The organism is Nostoc paludosum FACHB-159 (genome assembly GCF_014698835.1).
In the GTDB taxonomy this organism is placed as follows: domain Bacteria; phylum Cyanobacteriota; class Cyanobacteriia; order Cyanobacteriales; family Nostocaceae; genus Nostoc; species Nostoc paludosum.
The window spans coordinates 35,621-54,934 of record NZ_JACJTU010000021.1 but is presented as its reverse complement, the minus strand read 5'-3'; the positions used below and the strand labels follow the sequence as shown (position 1 = coordinate 54,934).

Below are 19,314 nucleotides of genomic sequence, written 5' to 3'. Positions count from 1 at the left end.
GAACTACGCCTACGCACTTACAGACAATTTGTAAGGGTAGTTCATAGCATCACCCATACACATAACAGCCAAGTCAGATTATGTGTGTCTGGGATCGGTCAGAATTTAGAATATCAGCAACGTCTGATTGAGTTGCTGCAAATAAAGCGTCTTTGAAGCGGTAATATCGCATAGCCAATGGGATTGAACCTGCCAGGGATGTAACAGCAGGTTTGGCAAATGCCATCGCCTCTAGCAAAATTTTAGGCATCAGCAAATCTCCAATCCATTAACCAATCCGGCCAGATTGGCCGTCAATACAGCTCGTTTCAGTCTCGATGCTGCAAGATCCCCGACTTCTTGAAAAAGTCGGGGATCTGACCACCGCTTTTCCGTAAATCAACAGTCCGCTGAATAACAAAGTTTGTAAATTTATACGAGATATAACGAATGGCACAAGTCACAGTTCAACCACCATCCCTACGAGTTCAAAAATCTCAGGAGATTGTAGAGAAACAAAGTCAGATAATTCCTTTAGTGCAAAAGAATGGCAAAGTTTCTCTGACTGATAAAAATGGACATTCCCGCAGACATACTGCTCAAGTTACCTACAGTGTTGTTCATCAAATTCGGGGAAGGATAAGGTTGCGCGTGCCTCGATTACGTTATGATGCCGACTATGCTCAACGTCTTTTAGCTATAGTAGAAGCCGATCCCCTCTTTACTAATGTCCGAATCAAAACGGCTGCGGCGGCGTTAGTTGTGAATTATAAATCCAGTTCAGTTGCAGATGCGAAGGTGCGATCGCGTTTGATTTATCTGATTGGGGCGGCCAATGACATGGGAATAGTTGTGCCCAAAGCTAACAATTCATTAGCTACCCAACCAACAGAGGATGTAGAGAATTCCTGGCCTGGGATACAACTTTCGGCTATGGCTACCAGTTTAGCTGTGCTAGGAGGGCCATTGGGGTTACCGATCCCCCCTCTAATAGTGGCGGGAACCATTGCCCTAGCAACCTTACCGGTGTTCCAAAGGGCAGTGGAAGGGATCGTCAAGGAACGGAAATTGAACATTGACTTTTTGGATTTTCTGGCGATCGCAATTACCACCGTTCAAGGTCAATTTCTCACACCATCGTTGATGTTAAGCTTAATTGAAATTGGTGAAAACATCCGCGATCGTACTGCCCGTTCTTCTAAATTGCAAACCCTAGATTTACTCAGTTCCTTAGGGCAATTCGTCTGGGTTGAACGCAACGGAGTCAAAGAACAAATCCCCATTCAGGATGTACAACGTGGTGATACAGTCATTGTCTATCCTGGGGAACAGGTGCCAGTTGATGGTACCATCCTCCGGGGTAAAGCCCTGCTAGATGAGCAGAAACTCACCGGCGAATCCATGCCTGTCTTAAAAAGAAAAGGACAGCCAGTTTTTGCCTCAACCTTGATGCGTGAGGGACGAATTTATATCTTGGCGGAATGGGTGGGTAATGACACCCGTGCCGGACAAAGCATCAAGTTAATGCAAGAAGCGCCAGTCCATGATACCCGCATGGAAAACTATGCCATCAAAATTGCCGAAAAAGCTGTTGTGCCAACATTGTTACTTGGTGCGGGGGTATTTGCCGCAACTCGCAATCCAGCAAGGGTAGCTAGCGTCCTTACCCTAGATTTATGCACGGGAATTAGGGTATCAATTCCGACAACAGTTTTGGCAGCGCTGACTTATGCAGCCAAGCACGGCATCCTGATTCGTAGCGGTCGGGCATTAGAACAACTCGCAGCAGTTGATACAGTTGTGTTTGATAAGACGGGCACTCTTACAAAAGGTGAAGTGTCAGTTGTCAGAGTTGAGAGTCTCAATCCTGCAACATCGGACTTGCGGGTGTTGGAACTAGCTGCTGCGGCTGAACAGCGGCTGACGCACCCTGTAGCTGAAGCAGTGATTCGCTATGCCGAAGCACAGCAAGTAGCGATCCCCAACCGGAGTAAATGGGACTATCAATTGGGTTTAGGCGTACAAGCCGAGATTGACGGCGAGACTGTTTACGTCGGTAGCGAGCGCTTTTTGCGTCAACAAGGCGTAGACATGGAACCTCTCAATGGGCATCAGCCAGGAGACTCACTGATTTATGTCGCTAGTAACAATCAACTTCAGGGTAGAATAGTCTATAGTGATATTCTGCGTCCTGAAAGTCAGGAAGTAATTACCCAGTTATTGACAGTTGATGGCGTAGAAGTTCACATGCTCACCGGAGATAACAAGCGAACAGCTAATGCTGTGGCCGCTCAATTGGGGATTGCGCCAAAGCATACCCACGCCGAAGCTTTTCCGGAACAAAAAGCAACAGTTGTCCGCCAACTACACGAACAAGGCAAAACAGTTGCATTTGTAGGCGATGGAATCAACGATTCGCCTGCTTTAGCCTACGCTGATGTTTCAGTATCCTTCGCTAACGGTTCGGAAATCGCGCGGGAAACAGCAGATGTGGTGTTAATGCAAAATGACTTGCATGGTTTATTAGAAGCGATCGCGATCGCTCGTAAAGCCAAGCAAATAATTCATCAAAACACCAGTATTGTTGCCCTGCCTAACATTGCAGCGATGTTTGTTGCCGTGTTCTTTGGTCTTAACCCCTTAGCGGCAACAGTAGTCAACAACGGCTCAACAGTAGTTGCAGGCGTCAATGGTTTGCGTCCAATTCTCAAACCTTCACCAAAAAAAGCTCTACCATCGGCAAGATGATACAACTCTTTTAACAAGAGTATGTTAGAAAGCTTTACAACAATTTTTCAATTTAACAGGAGGAATCTTAACTATGGCACCTAAAATTACCGATTTCATTGAAGATGCAGGCCCTGTGGGAATTGTAGCTGGAATTGGCGCAGTTATCCTGGCTCCCGTCCTAATTCCCCTCGTTGCTGGAATTGGTAAACCCATAGCCAAGTCCGTAATCAAAGGCGGACTTGCAGCCTACGAAAAAAGCAGAGGAGCCTTTGCAGAACTTGGTGAAAGCTGGGAAGATATTGTAGCTGAAGCTAGGGCAGAACTAGCTGAAGACAAGCAAACTCCAGTATTTGAAGCTGCGAGTAACCCTGTTGACAACACCTTAGATAATGGTGTGTAAAATTCTCAGAAATGCGAATTGAGCATGGGGCATTGGGCATGGGGCAAGCAGGAGGTGTGGGAGGTGTGGGAGGTGTGGGAGGTGTGGGAGGTGTGGGAGGTGTGGGAGGTGTGGGAGGTGTGGGAGGATGGGGAAGCATTAATTCTTTTTCCCCCCACACTCCCCTCTCTCCCCTCTCTCCCCACACTCCCCACACTCCCCTCTCTCCCCACACTCCCCACACTCCCCACACTCCCCACACTCCCCACACTCCCCACACTTCCCCATCTCCCCAATCCCCACTCCCTTCTTTAAAATCCAACTCCAAATCAGGACGGCAGTTGTGTGTTGACAAATAGTCATGGTAGTCTGACCGAGATGCCCAAAATTATTGAGCAAACAGCTTTAAGCAATTTTTCCAAACGAATATCTACAAAAATTGTCAGCAATACTCCAGGACGGCTACGCTTGAGAGTTGCTCTACCCCATCGTCAAAATGGGGAAATGCAACGCATTGCTAATGCACTCGCAGCGCAACCTTATATTAATCAGGTGCGGACTAATATTCATCACGGTAGTATTGCGATCGAACACGATGGCAAAGATGAGACATTGAAAAATGTAATTGCCACACTCACAGATTTAGGAGTTATTTTCGCCGATATTACTGAGGGTAACTCGGAGGCAGCTGTGGGCATTACAAATGCAGTTTTTAATTTAAACAAAAGAGTAGAACTCGCAACGAAAGGCGAAATTGACTTGCGAGTTATTTTTCCCTTAGGATTGAGTATCCTTGCTGTGAGACAGTTACTAGCTAAGGGTTTGCAATTTGAAATTATTCCCTGGTATGTGTTGGCATGGTACGCCTTTGATAGCTTTATTAAACTGCATGGTGTTAGTAAACCACAATCAACAACTAATGAGTGAACATACATAACTAGGGACGCAAGCAGGGCGATGGCATCTTTTAAGAAGTAAAAAGTAAAAAGATAATCCCCATAAATAATTTAGAGAGAAGTTGAAGGGCAGGCTTATAGCAAGAAACAGGCAATAAGCAACAGACTTCAACTTCTCTTGCTGTCTGGCTTTTAAGGCAATACGGTTTAAATGGTCTGCAATCGTGTATCTTGATTATCAGTTATCAGTTTCGTCCGTTGGGTATCGCTTCCTGCACCTGTTGGTCTTTATGCTTTCTTTAGCACTACGATCGCAGCATACGCTCTGGGGTATGTTAACTGTTGACTGATTTCAAATACTGTTTGTCAGAAGTGACCAAACCATGAAAAAGCTGATTAACAAGCCAGAAGACTTTGTACGCGAAAGTCTAGAGGGTATGGCAGTCGCTCATTCTGATTTAATTAAAGTCAACTATGACCCTGCTTTTGTCTATCGAGCTGATGCACCCGTTCAAGGGAAGGTAGCAATTATTTCTGGTGGAGGTAGCGGTCACGAACCGATGCACGCTGGCTTTGTGGGCAGAGGAATGCTTGATGCAGCTTGCCCTGGGGAAGTTTTCACTTCACCTACCCCTGACCAAATGCTAGAAGCTGCCAAGCAAGTAGATGGAGGGGCTGGTATTCTTTATATCGTCAAAAATTACAGTGGCGATGTCATGAACTTTGAAATGGCAACGGAGTTAGCCCATGCTGAGGGCATCCGATCGCTAAATATTTTGATTGATGACGATGTGGCAGTCAAGGACAGTTTGTATACCCAAGGACGACGGGGTGTCGGAACAACAGTACTGGCGGAAAAAATTTGTGGTGCAGCCGCCGAGCAAGGGTATGATTTATCACAATTAGCAAATTTGTGTCGTCGGGTAAATTTGCATGGGCGGAGTATGGGAATTGCTCTGACATCATGTACAACACCAGGCAAAGGAACGCCGACCTTTGAATTGGACGATCGCCAAATTGAATTAGGTATCGGTATTCACGGGGAGCCAGGAATAGAACGCACAAATCTAAAATCAGTAGATGAGATTACCGAAATTTTGACGCGATCGCTCATTGAAGATACAGCATATACTCGCATAGTGCGCGAGTGGGATGAAGACAAGGGAGAATGGGTTGATGTGGAACTCATCGATCCACCACTTGTAAAAGGCGATCGCTTGTTAGTTTTTGTCAATGGGATGGGTGGAACTCCGCTTTCGGAATTGTATCTTGTTTACCGCAAACTTGCCGAAATCTGCCAACAACAAGGATTGCAGATTGTACGAAACTTAATAGGGTCTTATATTACATCTTTGGAAATGCAAGGTTGTTCTATTACCCTGTTGAAGCTAGATGATGAGATGATTCGGCTATGGGATGCACCAGTAAAAACGCCTAGTTGGCGGTGGGGAGTTTGATATGGTCACTCAGGCGCAGATATTACAATGGTTGCAGGCATTTGCATCGGAAATAGAGCAGAATAAAACATATTTGACAGAATTAGATGCAGCCATTGGAGATGCTGACCACGGGATAAATATGGATCGTGGGTTTAAAAAAGCGATCGCTCAGTTACCCAATGTTGCAGACAAAGACATTGGTAGCATTCTCAAAACCGTGAGTATGACCTTGATTTCCTCCATTGGCGGTGCCAGTGGCCCTCTTTACGGCACTTTGTTTTTGCGAGCCAGTGCAGTAGTAGTTCTTAAGCAAGAACTAACAGAAAAAGATATGTTAGAGCTGCTGCAAGCAGGTTTAGACGGTGTGCTGCAACGTGGTAAAGCGCAACTAGGGGATAAGACAATGGTAGATGTGTTATCTCCGGCTGTTGCAGCTTTTCGGCAGGCTGTAGAAGAAAACCAAAGTACTGTGGAAGCTATGCAACAGGCTGTAGTGGCTGCCCAAAAAGCGTTGGAGGAAACTATACCAATGCAGGCGAAAAAAGGACGGGCTAGTTATTTGGGAGAAAGAAGTGTTGGACATCAAGATCCCGGAGGAACTTCTGCTTATTTGATGTTGAAGAGTTTGTTAGGAGTGTTAGAAAGTTCTGAGAAATAAGCATCTAATGTGCCATGACATCTTTTGAACCAAATGGAATTAATGCTGTTGAAGTGAATAATGTTAAGTTTGAAATTATAGTACCGGAGCGAAGGTTGTGCTTACCCAAAAAAAATTTAGTACAGAAATTTCTGGGTATTTTGGATTTTCTGGCTACTTTTGAATCTGTATTTGCAATACTCCCAGGACATTTTTCTCCTAAACATTGTGTAGAGATTGGTATACGAATTACTAATAAAACCTCAATCCCCTTTCGATTTAGTTTTTTTATTTTGAATTTATTTCTAGAACTTGTGGATGCACAGGGGGCAATTCCATTGGAATGTGGTTGGATTAGGCTTCCAACACCCGTAGAATCTGATTATCCTCTCGTTATGCCAGGAGAAAGTTTGATATTCTTCCCTAAGATACAAATTTTTAAGATTTGGGGTAATAGATTAGGGCTTAGCATCATCAATAGAGATAATTGTACGTGCGTTTTTCAACCTCTAAAGCCAGGTAACTTTCAGTTGCGATTTATCTATTACAATCCAGATGAGAAGGTAACAATCTACAGTTCTGAAAGTAGAGGTATGGAATTAATCGAAGACATTTGGACGGGTGAAGTATTAACTCCGTTTGTCGAGTTAAATTTAGCTCAGCTTTGAAGTATAGCTAAAATTTTGATTATCATCAAGGCTGATATGAACTAAAAAATATAGCAACTTATTGTCTTTATAACAGATATCCTAGAATTTTAACTAAAGTATTCAAGTGAGCGATATTATTTCATAAGCATTGGAGAATCGATATCTAAAAGCCAATTTTCATCAACAAATTCCAAATTTTCATTGTAAACAAGAACTAATTCACCAATCTTTTGAGTGTGATTATTCGGTGCTTGTGTGGTATCAGCACTAGAAGCTATGAGGAAAAACTTTAACTGAAAAAAGCGTTCTTTTTGACTAACGCCAATAGAACTACTGACTAATTCTGCGTCTAAGTCACGAGGTAAAGTAATTGTTTCATAATATTCATCTTCATCGTCCCAGTAGCCACATACTTTATACTCACATTCTTCCAAATGTTCTTGAGCAAGTCTATTGCTATCTAAATTTTCTAATATTTCAGTTAAATCTTGCCAAACTTGATGATTTTTTAATTCGAGTCTTGCCATAGTTATATAGCTTTAATGTTCTGTTACCAAACCAGGAAAGTGTAATATACCATCAATGAATTTTGCATGAAATCGGCGGTCGCCACCTTTACCTAAGACTTTAGATTTTAAATCGTAGCCTGATTCTTGGGAAGGTACCAACCCAACATTACCACGAGGAGAGACTTGTCCTTTATCAATAGCTTTTAAATGTTTCCCTTTACGATCGTATTTTAATGCCAGCTTTATTTGTTCGCTTGCAAACGAAACTAGTAGGCCACTGATTGAAAGATATACAGTATCAGCTTGAATATCTGCCCAATTATCGGGTAAAGCTTCCATTAAATTAATACTGATACAGTAGAAGCACAATTTATTTCAGTTAAGTAAGCTAAATAAGTAAGTTCAAACGCTTCCTCTAAAATAAATGTTAGAAGTTATAATATTTTTAGCTTCAAATCCTTAAAGGGCAAGGAAAATCGTAGATATTAACTAAAAATTCCTACTTATTTGATCGACAACCGATATACTCTGAATACGCCATTTAGTTCCGTATCGAACTAAATCATATCTGACTCGCAAATTGTCATTAGAAGAACTTTGAAATTGACCATTTTCATATAACTGTGTAGCTTCTTTGACTGTAGCTTCCACAGCGGCGCGATCGCTAAATAATTCACCTTTCTCTACAGATTCAATCTTCAGGCTATGATTGTACTTGCGATAGCGGTTATCTAACTTATTTTGTTGAGCAATCAGCCGCCATTGAGACAAAGCTGAACCAGTTAAAATCTGGTCTAAACTATTAATTTGATGGTTAGGCCCTAAAGCTGCGGCTTTGGTAGATAGCCAAGTTTGAATTACTTCCTGTGCCGTTGCATTTGTCAAAGTACCGTCTGATAATTGTGGCTTATTTACATCAGGAATAAATACTGGTGGTTGATTTATCTGTACAAATAACTGTAAATCATGCTTAGGTGGCGTGGGGAAAAATAGGTTTTTTATCCATCCAAAAGCTGTTGTAGCTAACACCCAGAAAACTAATATAATAACTAGGGAAATAAACACTCTCCATACCAGCCGTGTTTTCCCTTCTATACTGTTAGCAAAAGTTCGCCGCCGTCGCCGCGCACGAGGACGAGGACGATTATCAGGTATACGTTCTCGACTAACAGGTTGAGTAGGTTTTCTTCGCCTACGCTTTTGGTTTTGACTTGGTGTAGTAGTTCTACCTGAACCATTCCAATGCTGATTATTAGGCCTGGTCGTGCGTTCAGCAGTAGGAGGCGGTGCAGCAGTTACTTCTGGTTTGGCACTTTCAGATGAATTCCATTTCGGTTGCGAGAAGTTTGAATATTCTGGTCTTTGTTGTGTTGGTGTTTCTGGTAAATTTGGGTCTGGTGTTGGATTGCGATCGAATTGTCGAAAAGTCCCAGTTGAATTGTTGGGAAAACGTGGATTATTTGTTTGTGGCTGTTGAAAAAGCTGGGGATTAATTACACCATATTCATTAGTTGTTTGGGCATCGTTGGGCAATGCTTCTAAATAAGCTTGCACCTGTGGGTTAGCAAAGTACTCTTTGAGAGAAGCTTGCTGGTTTGCCAAATCTCGAAAATGGGGAAATACTTCGTGTTGCAACCACTGTTCTGTATATAAACACAGCCCTGGTAACAAATCTGGGGAGTCTTGAGATTTTTCCCGAATAAAGACTAAAGCTTCGTACTCTTGACTAAGTTCTAAAACACGAGTTGCTTCTTCGGTTTGTCCCAAGAGTAATGCACATAGCGACTGTTCTAAATGTACATCTTGGCGATTGCCCAGACGGGCTAGCATCTGCCTTGCTTGCCGAACTAAAGCGGGTTGTCGTTGAGCAAATCCTCTGGCTATCAAAGCATAAACAGCCAAGTAAATAGCCACAGCAGAAGGACGTTTACTTTCGGCTTCAAATAACTTGTGTTGTTCTGCGACTGTTAAATGGTTACGTAATTGCTGGATAAAACGCAGAAAATCATCTATGTTTAAGCCAGAGCGATCGCTATTTGTACCATCAATGCCGCCACGATCTTCCAAAAGATTTTGCAATAATTCCAGACCCTGGCGTCGTTCGGCAGTTTTTTCTTGGGGTAGTGCTAGTAATTCTAAAATTCGATAGGGTCGCAATTTATAGAGATCTGCCTGAATTTCTGCCTGTACGCTGGTAAATAACCCTTCCCGAACCAGCAATTCCTCACCAGTTTCTAGGGATACAGCAGCATTTTCGTAGTGACCTTGCTGCCACTGTTCGCGTCCTAGTTCTAAACAAGCAAGGGCAACAGTGAGAACGACATCGGGACGTTCAGGACTTTCGGGAATTTCTTCGTCTGCTAGATTATTGCCTTTATTGTTACCGGAAACACCGTTTTTATTCACTAGGTACGGACGACCTAGTTTTAGTACGAGTTCGTATTCCCCTAATTCTTGCAAAATCAACAAAGCGCCAACTAACTCGTCTTGGGAAACATCAATACCCAAATTCTGGGCTTCAACATTCCTTTTTTGGCTTTCTTTGGGATTTTCTCCTGCTATTGTGCCAGCAGCAACATTATCAGGGTCATAGGCGTGGGCGAGATAAAGGTGATCGTAAGTACTGCGTTGTTTTGGATCTGATAAAACCACGTAAGCTTCTTCTATAAGTTGTTTACGAGAAGAAATTGCTGCTGTTGAATACTCACGTCTTGGCAATTGTACAATGCGATCGCTGTATGCCTGCCGCAATTGTTCGTCACTTGCCGCTAACGGTAGTCCTAAAATTCGGTAGTAATCTAGCGGAATTCGCACAGTCCACTTCCCCTGCAGCGCGATCGACATAATTCACCTAGAGCGTTCCAGGCCAGTAAAACCGTGCCATAATAATGCCGTGTAGAATCTACTCTACAAGTGTATATTGCAACTACTTGTTTTGTACCTTCCCGAAATTTTGAGTCACATTTTAGTACTAATTTTTCGCCTTCGCCTAGAAAGCTTAAGCTTTTTGTCTTAATTCTTAGTATTTTTTGTTTAATACGACCTTCGATACCATAAACCACAACTACTGCTGTTGTCACGGCATACAATGTTGTGGTCACAGGAGTCTATAGATTTTTTCGGGACTTTCATCAGTATGCAGTTAGTAAACTACTACTTTTGGGGGTTGACCCTGATAACTAGAGACAAAAATGATATCATATTTAACTTTTAATTACAATTACCCATTTAGGTATAGAAATTTTGGCGTCATTTTTTTTTAAATTGTTAATGGGTATGCAGAAACCAGTCTATCTTGATTGGTACTCTATCAAGGGGAATGGTGAGACAAAAAAAGCCCAAACACCAGATGTCGCATTTTAAGTTACATCCCCGCAGGGTTATGGGCGCAAAAGTTAAAATTTCGCCTGGGAAAGTTGAGGGGTATCCAAACCGACACTATCCACTTTCCCAAAAATTAAAAATCCACCTATTCCCTAAAGTCCTTTTTTGGTGCATAAATTAAAGTTTGATTGTTGACTCTTAACGTTAGCCTGTTATAGTCTCAGACGTTATCAGACCAATTTATTTAAGACCGTAACTTTAACTTGTAGAACAGGGATACTGGAAAATAATGGTTCAAGAGCGTACTTTACCCACATTTAATGCTGCCACTAGCCGCATTACCAAAGAAGAAGGGTTACGGTTATATGAAGACATGGTGTTAGGGCGTTTATTTGAAGATAAATGCGCTGAAATGTATTATCGGGGCAAAATGTTTGGTTTTGTCCACTTGTACAACGGTCAAGAAGCCGTTTCCACTGGCGTTATCCAAGCGATGCGGCCGGGTGAAGATTACGTTTGCAGTACCTACCGCGACCACGTTCACGCTTTGAGTGCGGGAGTACCAGCAAAAGAAGTCATGGCAGAGTTATTTGGCAAAGCCACAGGTTGCAGCAAAGGGCGCGGTGGTTCTATGCACATGTTTTCTGCCGAACATCGCTTGCTAGGTGGCTATGCGTTTGTGGCAGAAGGAATTCCCGTTGCAGCCGGAGCCGCTTTTCAAAGCAAATATCGCCGCGAAGTGTTAAAAGACGAAAGCGCCGACCAAGTGACAGCTTGCTTTTTTGGCGACGGTGCAGCCAACAACGGTCAGTTTTTCGAGACATTAAACATGGCCGCTCTTTGGAAACTGCCGATTCTGTTTGTGGTAGAAAATAATAAGTGGGCAATTGGTATGGCTCACGATCGCGCAACTTCCCAACCAGAGATTTACAAAAAAGCCAGCGTATTTAACATGGCGGGTGTGGAAGTAGATGGCATGGACGTTTTGGCTGTACATGCTGTTGCCCAAGAAGCCGTAGCCCGCGCCCGTGCTGGGGAAGGCCCGACATTAATTGAAGCGCTGACCTACCGTTTTCGGGGTCACTCCTTAGCAGACCCCGACGAACTCCGGAGCAAAGCCGAGAAAGAATTTTGGTTTGCCCGCGACCCAATTAAGAAGTTGGCAGCTCATTTACTAGAACAAAACCTGGCGGATGAGCAAGAACTCAAAGGCATCGACCGTAAAATTCAAGAACTAATCGACGAAGCAGTAAAATTCGCCGAAAGTAGCCCCGAACCAGACCCCAGCGAATTGTATCGTTTCGTTTTTGCAGAAGACGAGTAATTTTTGGGGAGTTAGGAATGAGGAGTGAGGAGTGAGGAGTGAGGAGTGAGGAGTCAGGAGTCAGGAGCGACGAGGAGTTAGGAGTTATGAATATTTAACTCCTAACTACAGGAAGCGTCATTGTTTTGATTTCCTGAGCGAATTATGAGTTATGAATTTTTAACACCAAACACCAAACTCCTAACTCCTAACTCCTCATTCCAAACTCCAAACTCCTAACTCCTAACTCCTCATTCCAAACTCCAAACTCCAAACTCCTAACTCCTAACTCCTCATTCCTAACTCCAAACTCCAAACTCCTAACTCCTAACTCCTAACTATCCCTCAACTTAGGACTAAAACTTGTGTTTACCATTGCAGTTCAACAGCAACAGTACAAAACTTACATCCTTTCAGATGAAGCGGCTGGTTCTCAACTGGAAGTTGTCCCAGAACGCGGTGGTATTATTACCCGTTGGCGGATACAGGGGCAAGAAATTTTTTATCTGGACACCGAACGCTTTGCTAACCCTGATTTGAGTGTCAGGGGCGGAAATCCGATTTTGTTTCCTATCTGTGGTAATTTACCAGATAACGTTTACACCCACGACGGGAAACAATACACTCTCAAACAACATGGTTTTGCCCGTGATTTACCTTGGCAAGTCACCGACCAAGTAACTCAAGATAAAGTTAGTCTCACCCTCGTCCTCAACAGTAACGAGCAAACACGGGCTGTTTATCCTTTTGAGTTTCAGGTAACTTTCACTTACGAACTCCAAGGTAATACCTTAGAAATTCGCCAGCACTATCAAAATCTTTCATCCGCATCATTGCCCTTTTCTTCGGGATTTCACCCATATTTTCTGACCCATGATAAAAACGGGCTAGAATTTGAAATTCCCTCTCAGGAGTATCAAGACCAGAGAACCAAAGAAATTTACCCCTTCAACGGCAATTTTGACTTCAACCAGGATGAAATTGATGTTGCCTTCAAAAAGCTAACTAGTAAATCAGCTAGCGTTACGGACAATAACCGAAAGCTAAAACTGACTTTAGATTATGGCGATGAATATCCGATTTTGGTATTTTGGACTGTCAAAGGCAAAGACTTCTACTGTCTAGAACCCTGGAGCGCTCCTCGCAACTCCCTAAACACTGGCGAACATCTAACCATATTAGACCCAGGCGGTAGCTACACAGCATCTGTACGCTTGAGAGCAAATTTTTTCTAAACCCCTTTACAAATCTACAGATGTCTATGCTATGATGGCAAAGTTGCGAAATGAACGAAAGGGTCGCTAACTCAACGGTAGAGTACTCGGCTTTTAACCGATTAGTTCCGGGTTCGAATCCCGGGCGACCCATAAAAAAGAATTCAGAAGTCAGAATGGGCTAGGCCCCGCTGCGCTAACAGAATTAGTACAGTCTATCGTATAGCTGCTAGAGCTAGATAGTATTGTTCACTAATTTGAAATCTGGTGTATATCTTGGGTTGACGGTTGCTAAGAGATATGTCGGTCAATCCAATCTCCATTAAATATTAATTGGTAAATACGGTTTTGGATTTTGAGAGAACCTTGTTGTTTAATAATTAGTCCTGATAGGAGCAATTCTTTTTCTTCTGAACTATCAACGGAAAGTATTTCTCCTTGGTGTAAAATTTGTCGATAAAGCTCTAGCAGTTGGTTAACTTGTAAATCGCTATTGAGAATGCGATCGCGAATTGTTCTTAAATGCTCCGGCTCATCCTGGGATTCCCAATTTTCTATGACATTTGTCACTACCAAATTTTCTATCCATTGAGCTTCAGTATTTGCCGGAATCACAGATGAAGAGTTATAAATGAGCTTACAAACCTTTTGAGTGAGAAAAGGCTGTCCGTTAGTCCAGTGTAGTACTTCTCTGATGACTTTGCGAATGGCGATCGCGTCGCTAACTTTCTCTTTTAATCCCTCGCCTAAAGGATAAACTTCATCTTCTTTAAAACCTTCTAATTGAATTGATTGACCAATATTAAACGGTGTTCGCTTGTGGTCTGAGATTAAATCTGAGGGAGTTGCTACGCCAAAGAAAGCAAAAGTTAAACGCCGATATTCTAAGTTGATACTACGCTGGTTATAACAGAAGCGTATCAAAGCAAAAAAGTCATTAACAGAAAAGTTTAAGCCTAAGACACTATCAATTTCATCGACAAATATATAAATTTTTTCACTCTGAACTTGTTTGAGTAAAATATTTTCAATAAATTGACTCAACTTCTGATTTGGTGACAAATCTTTGTACTCATTCCACCAAAAGGGAAGATTTACTTTATCTAACAAATCGAAATTCTGCCATAATTCCACTGCTAAACCCAAATACCATTGAGCAGGGGTAATGTTGTCACTACCAATGCGCGTTAAATCAATTGCCGTACAACTAAATCCTTCTTGCTGAAGATGGTGCATCATGCGTACCATCAAGCTTGATTTACCCATCTGCCTTGCATTTAATATGTAACAGAATTCGCTATGCCTGAGTGCTTGATAAAAATAACGGTCAGCAGAACGCACAACATAAGTGGGAGCATCCATTGGCAAACTACCCCCAATTTGATAATCATAGTTTGAAAGTTGCTCTGAACTTTTAAGTAGGTCGTTTTCAAATCTGAGTTTTTCTTGAGTAATTTTGAGTTCTTCTAGTGTTTTTAAGAGTTCTTGATTTCGTTCTTCAACTTTTTGTTCTAAAGTGCGGTTGTAATCTTCTAATTGTTCGTATAAGCGGGAATTTTCAATAGATATGGCAGCTTGAGCAGAAAGAATTTTTAATATTTCAATGCGTTCTGGAGTAAATGCGTGTGTGATTAAATTATTTTCTAAATATAAAATGCCGCTTAATTTAGCTTGATGAAGTAAAGGAATACAAAGAATTGATTTAGGTTGCACACCGCTAACATAAGGATCGCTGATAAATTGTCCCTCATGTTCTGCATCATTTAAAACCACATTTTCCTGGCTATGAACAACGTAGTTAACAATAGCAGCCGACAGAAGAGGTAAATGGCGAACAGTATCTACAGAATCTATGGCGAGAGATTGTAAAACCGTAACATTATCATCATCCATTGCTCCTTCAGCTTCAATGACCCAATTTTTGTCCCTCTCAAGAATCAAAAAACCTCTTTGAGCACCTGCATTTTCAATGCAGATTTTCATCAGTTTTTTTAGTAACTTATCAAGAGTGATTTCACCAGCTATGGTTTGTGAGGCTTTGACAACAGTTATCAAATCAAGTTTCTTGCTATCATTGTTACTTGTAGAGATAGTACTGCTAATGTTATTATTAATTGTTTGATTATTAATATTTACCAATAATTGGGGATATTCGGCTTCCAGACTTTTAACTTTGGCTGTTGCTCCCCATTGGACATAACAATAGTGAGCATTTTTTAAGTAAAATTGACCAATTTCTTCCCTACCAGTTGCAATATAAAATTCGGCTGCACGTTCGTAGGCTAGAGCTTCTTCATGAAGAAATTCGTATTTTTTAGCGCCTTGAATAGCTTGTTCGTAAAGTGATTCAGCTTGCCAATTTTGTCCTAGCGATCGCGCTTTTTCAGCTTCCACTAAAGCGTATTTATGTTGAAAATTTTCTGGGCAATGATTAGCCCATGTTTTCATAATTTTTTGATTTTTTTCTACTCGCTCAATTGATTCTTGTTGCTGCTTGATATTACAACTATTATAATGAGCGAGATACGAAAGCGACGAATAAAAATTATGTTGAGGAGCTGTTAAATATGAGCTAGAAGCTTTGACAAATTTTTCGGCGCTAATTCCGTTAACAAAAGCAGTACTATAATTTTTTAAAAAATAAAAATAAACTGTTCTTGCAAAATATATAAAAAATATTAACCATTCACTACTGTTCTGGAGCCAAATTTGTAAATGTTCTTCCTCTTCTGCTTGAGAATTACCAATAAATAAGCTATTAGGATTGTTTGGGTTTAATAAATTAATTACTATCCTATGAAGTATTTCTATGGAATAAATAGCAAATTGGTGTTTTAATTTTCTGAGCGACCTAGAATATTTTTGGTAATTTTGCTCAACTTCATCTAGATTATGTCCGCATAAAAACTTTATTAAGCAATAATTTATAGCTGCATAAGAAGCAAACTCATTTTCTCCTGTATCTAGACCTATCTTAAACCCATGTACTAATTTATTGTGTGCAATAATATCCGTTAAAGGCTCTTTCCAGTGCCATATTTGCCCATAATACATTTGTATAACAAACACTTCTAACTTGGGAGTATTAATTTTTTTGAGTATATTTAGAGAAAGCTTACCAAACTTATATCCATCATTAATATCTTTTTTTATGCTACATAAAAGCATCCCATAAGTAGTGTATATATAAGGTGCATGAGGCGGATTTCCATATTGAATGCAGAAATTAAGCTGAGTTAGTATTACTTCAACAAATAAAGCAAAGTTTGTTGTATGTGTAGCTGAAATAATTTGTTGTAATATTAGTGTAGCTGCTATTTTTGATTCTTCCGTCATCACAGGCAATTGAGCTAAATCTTCAATATTTTTTCCCTGTAAAGCTAATTTGATAAAGTCTTGCTGTTGTTCAATTTTCTTTTCTAAGTTGCCAGAATCTTGAGAAATAGTAATTCCAAGTTCTAGTAAAGTTTTCAATGCAATATCTATTGCCTTATCAGTTTGAAATATCGTCGAATAGTATAATATCTTGATCTGATTTACTTTGGCTTTATCGAGAATATATTTGCTGTGTTCTATAAGAATTTGAGAAAATTTTTCCAATCGCTCAAATTGAGTATTTAAGTAAAACATTTCTAAAGTTTCTAAATGTAATTCCCATGTCAATTTATACTGATATTCCCAGCTATTGGATGCTAAAAATTTTAATCCAGTTTCTAAATATTTCAGAGCAGGTTCATAGGCTGTGGATGCCTTGGACTTTTTAGCTGCTTGAAGATTCAATTTAGCTAACTGCTCTCGTTCTAGTTGTTCAGTAACTAATTCTGCACCTTCGTTGAGTTGATTGACAATATTAAAAATATTTTCTTCTAAATTATCTTCTGTTAAATTTTTTAACAAAAGACGACCTATTTGTAAATGAATTATTTTTTTCTCTTCTTCTTGAATTAGACTGTAAGCGGCTTGTTGAACTCGATCGTGCAAAAATTTATAAGGAATAGATTTTGGATATTTCGGGATAAAAGCAGAGGAAATTTCAGAAGTATCAGTTGACATTTCCTCCAAACTCCATAACAAGGGTAGTTTATAGTCATCATTTAAGGGAATAATCAATCCTTCCTTGATTGTTGGCTGTAATTCTTGAGAGGTAACTGTTTGAGATTTTCTGTTGACAAGTGAAAGAATTTCTAAATTAAATTGGTTTCCTATACAGGCAGCTAATTTTAAAACTTTCTGGGTGGCTTCATCGAGTTTCTCAATTTTCCCAATCATTAACTCAACTACATTATCAGTTATTCTTACTCTTTCAATTTCCTGAATATCCCATTGCCAAAATATCCCCTTGCTTACTACCTTGGTCAGAGAAAACTGATGGGCATTAAAAACTAATAGTTTTTCTTTGTACAATGTTTTGAGTAATTGCGTTATAAAAAAAGCATTACCGCCAGTTTTTTGATTTACTAATTTAGCGAGAGATGTTGTCTTTTTTTTGGGGCAATTTAGAGTATCAGCAATTAATTGATTTATATACTTATTTTCTAAAGGTTGAAGCATTATTTGATTAGCTCTAACTTCTGCCTTTTTAATTTGCTCTAAGGTATGCATTAAATGGTGGGTAGGGGTGACTTCATTATCTCTGTATGCCCCGATTATCAATAAATATTGGCTGTCAGCGTTAGTGATTAATAGTTCAATTAAATTCAAAGATGCTAAATCCGCCCACTGTAAATCATCAAGAAAGATAACTAATGGATGTTCTTTTTGGCAAAAAATATTAATGAATATTCCAAAAAATAAGTTGAAGCGATTTTGTGCTTCAGTTATTCCTAATTGCTCAATAGGTGGCTGTTTACCGATAATTTTCTCTAAATCATGAATTATATCAATAATAATTTGACCGTTATTTCCTAAAGCTTCTAAAATTTTTTGTTTCCAAGTTTGTATGGTTATTTCAGATTCAGTCAGGAGTTGACGAATTAAGTCACTAAAAGCTTGTGTGATTGCGGCGTAGGGAATATCTCGCTGCAACTGGTCAAATTTGCCATGAATGAAATATCCTCGTCGCTGGGTAATAGGTTTGTGGATTTCATTGACCAGGGCAGATTTGCCAATCCCTGAATAACCAGAAACTAGTATTATCTCAGTAGCACCTTGGCTGACTCGCTCAAAGCTAGTCAAGAGTTGAGAGATTTCCTGTTCTCGACCGTAGAGTTTTTGGGAAATCTGAAATTTTTCGGAAATATCCTGACGCCCTAAAGAAAACTGCTTAATTTTTCCTAAAGTTTGTAACTGATAAAGACAGTTTTCTAAATCAGCTTTTAATCCCCTAGCACTTTGATATCGTTCCTCTGGAATTTTGGCTAATAATTTCATTACAATCTTAGAAATTATCAAAGGAATTGAGTAAATTCGCTGGTGAGGTGCATCGGGTTGTTGTGCAATGTGGTAATGAACTAATTCCATTGGGTCAGTTGTTTCAAAAGGTAACTGATTGGTCAGTAGTTGATAGAATGTGACGCCCAAAGAATAAAAATCACTACGGTAATCTATTCCTCTATTCATCCGGCCAGTTTGCTCTGGGGCGATATAAGCTAAAGTTCCTTCTAATCGATTTACATTACCAATCGTCTGATTTTCTTGCGGTAAACGAGTTGAAATGCCAAAGTCAATAATCTTAACCTGCCCAGTTTCTGGGTTGTAGACAATATTCGAGGGATTAATATCTTTGTGAATAATATTGACATTGTGAATAACCGCTAAACTCTCAGTTATTTTCAGAGCAATAGTCAGAAATTCTTCTAAAGCAAACTGCCGCTGTGATATTAAAATTTTTAAAGAGCTACCGCCAAAGTCTTCTAAAAACATTACTAAACTATTCTGATATCGCTCCAACCCATAGGCTTTAATAATTCCATCAGCATTAATTGAACTCGTAATTTCATATTCCTGCTTATAGCGGTTGAGTTCTGAGGGATTAGGATAGTTTTCTTTGAGAATCTTCAAGATAATGGGTTGGTTATCAGGCTTGAGGAGACCTCGATAGACTAATGAATTATCACTTTCATAAATTTGTTCAAGAATCTGATAGTTTCTTATTTTGTTCATGATAATAGTGTTGAGTGATTACTATTGAACGCCAGTTGCTGAAAGCCTCTTAACTCGTCCAACGCACTGGCTCGTAATACTTAAAAGCCAAAGGGGTTTCTAAATCTGGATCGCAAAGCTTACCAATGAAGGAACTTGGATCGATATGAAAC

General features: G+C 40.3%; 14 protein-coding genes and 1 tRNA gene. 10 read left to right on the top strand and 5 right to left on the bottom strand.

Translation table 11 applies throughout. The features are described from left to right. Window positions 1–73 precede the first annotated feature (73 nt). Entirely contained in the window at window positions 74–250 is a 177-nt protein-coding gene (locus H6H03_RS21120) for a hypothetical protein (RefSeq protein WP_190957043.1), read from the bottom strand. Between the two features lie 179 nt (window positions 251–429). Between H6H03_RS21120 and H6H03_RS21115 the strand changes: the two genes are divergently transcribed. The 7 genes from H6H03_RS21115 to H6H03_RS21085 all read left to right on the top strand — a co-directional run bounded on the left by H6H03_RS21115 (window position 430) and on the right by H6H03_RS21085 (window position 6,728). Continuing rightward, window positions 430–2,727, top strand: coding sequence for a heavy metal translocating P-type ATPase (locus H6H03_RS21115; protein WP_190957042.1), 2,298 nt, complete (start codon window positions 430–432; stop codon window positions 2,725–2,727). Between the two features lie 73 nt (window positions 2,728–2,800). Next, window positions 2,801–3,109 (top strand): DUF5132 domain-containing protein, encoded by a 309-nt coding sequence (locus tag H6H03_RS21110; RefSeq protein ID WP_096535306.1) that lies wholly within the window; start codon window positions 2,801–2,803, stop codon window positions 3,107–3,109. A 38-nt stretch (window positions 3,110–3,147) separates the two neighbouring features. Continuing rightward, entirely contained in the window at window positions 3,148–3,447 is a 300-nt protein-coding gene (locus tag H6H03_RS21105; protein ID WP_190957041.1) for a hypothetical protein, read from the top strand. Continuing rightward, window positions 3,434–4,015 carry an HMA2 domain-containing protein gene (locus H6H03_RS21100; protein ID WP_190957040.1) on the top strand — a complete coding sequence of 194 codons (582 nt, stop codon included), beginning with the start codon at window positions 3,434–3,436 and terminating at the stop codon, window positions 4,013–4,015. The genes H6H03_RS21105 and H6H03_RS21100 overlap by 14 nt, the downstream gene beginning before the upstream one ends. Before the next feature lie 352 nt (window positions 4,016–4,367). Further along, window positions 4,368–5,441, top strand: a complete 1,074-nt coding sequence (gene dhaK, locus H6H03_RS21095; RefSeq protein WP_190957039.1) for a dihydroxyacetone kinase subunit DhaK — start codon at window positions 4,368–4,370, stop codon at window positions 5,439–5,441. Between the two features lies 1 nt (window position 5,442). After that, entirely contained in the window at window positions 5,443–6,081 is a 639-nt protein-coding gene (gene dhaL, locus H6H03_RS21090; protein WP_190957038.1) for a dihydroxyacetone kinase subunit DhaL, read from the top strand. Window positions 6,082–6,095: 14 nt separating this feature from the next. Beyond that, the gene (locus H6H03_RS21085) at window positions 6,096–6,728 is read left to right on the top strand and encodes a hypothetical protein (protein WP_190957037.1); all 633 of its coding nucleotides are present in this window, start codon (window positions 6,096–6,098) and stop codon (window positions 6,726–6,728) included. A gap of 116 nt (window positions 6,729–6,844) precedes the next feature. Here the strand turns inward: H6H03_RS21085 and H6H03_RS21080 are convergent, their stop codons facing one another. From H6H03_RS21080 to H6H03_RS21070, 3 genes are all read right to left on the bottom strand, one after another. Continuing rightward, on the bottom strand, window positions 6,845–7,237 hold the full coding sequence (locus tag H6H03_RS21080) for a hypothetical protein (RefSeq protein ID WP_190957036.1): 393 nt from the start codon (window positions 7,235–7,237) through the stop codon (window positions 6,845–6,847). A gap of 12 nt (window positions 7,238–7,249) precedes the next feature. Then, window positions 7,250–7,558 (bottom strand): hypothetical protein, encoded by a 309-nt coding sequence (locus tag H6H03_RS21075; RefSeq protein WP_190957035.1) that lies wholly within the window; start codon window positions 7,556–7,558, stop codon window positions 7,250–7,252. A gap of 150 nt (window positions 7,559–7,708) precedes the next feature. Then, the gene (locus H6H03_RS21070) at window positions 7,709–10,063 is read right to left on the bottom strand and encodes an IMS domain-containing protein (RefSeq protein ID WP_199339025.1); all 2,355 of its coding nucleotides are present in this window, start codon (window positions 10,061–10,063) and stop codon (window positions 7,709–7,711) included. A gap of 769 nt (window positions 10,064–10,832) precedes the next feature. Here H6H03_RS21070 and pdhA point away from each other — a divergent pair. The 3 genes from pdhA to H6H03_RS21055 all read left to right on the top strand — a co-directional run bounded on the left by pdhA (window position 10,833) and on the right by H6H03_RS21055 (window position 13,213). Further along, window positions 10,833–11,867 (top strand): pyruvate dehydrogenase (acetyl-transferring) E1 component subunit alpha, encoded by a 1,035-nt coding sequence (gene pdhA, locus H6H03_RS21065; protein ID WP_190957034.1) that lies wholly within the window; start codon window positions 10,833–10,835, stop codon window positions 11,865–11,867. Between the two features lie 344 nt (window positions 11,868–12,211). Beyond that, entirely contained in the window at window positions 12,212–13,081 is an 870-nt protein-coding gene (locus H6H03_RS21060; RefSeq protein ID WP_190957033.1) for an aldose epimerase family protein, read from the top strand. A gap of 60 nt (window positions 13,082–13,141) precedes the next feature. Continuing rightward, window positions 13,142–13,213 (top strand) — tRNA-Lys (locus tag H6H03_RS21055). A 138-nt stretch (window positions 13,214–13,351) separates the two neighbouring features. Here H6H03_RS21055 and H6H03_RS21050 read toward each other — a convergent pair. Beyond that, window positions 13,352–19,162, bottom strand: coding sequence for an AAA family ATPase (locus H6H03_RS21050; protein ID WP_190957032.1), 5,811 nt, complete (start codon window positions 19,160–19,162; stop codon window positions 13,352–13,354). Window positions 19,163–19,314 lie beyond the last annotated feature (152 nt).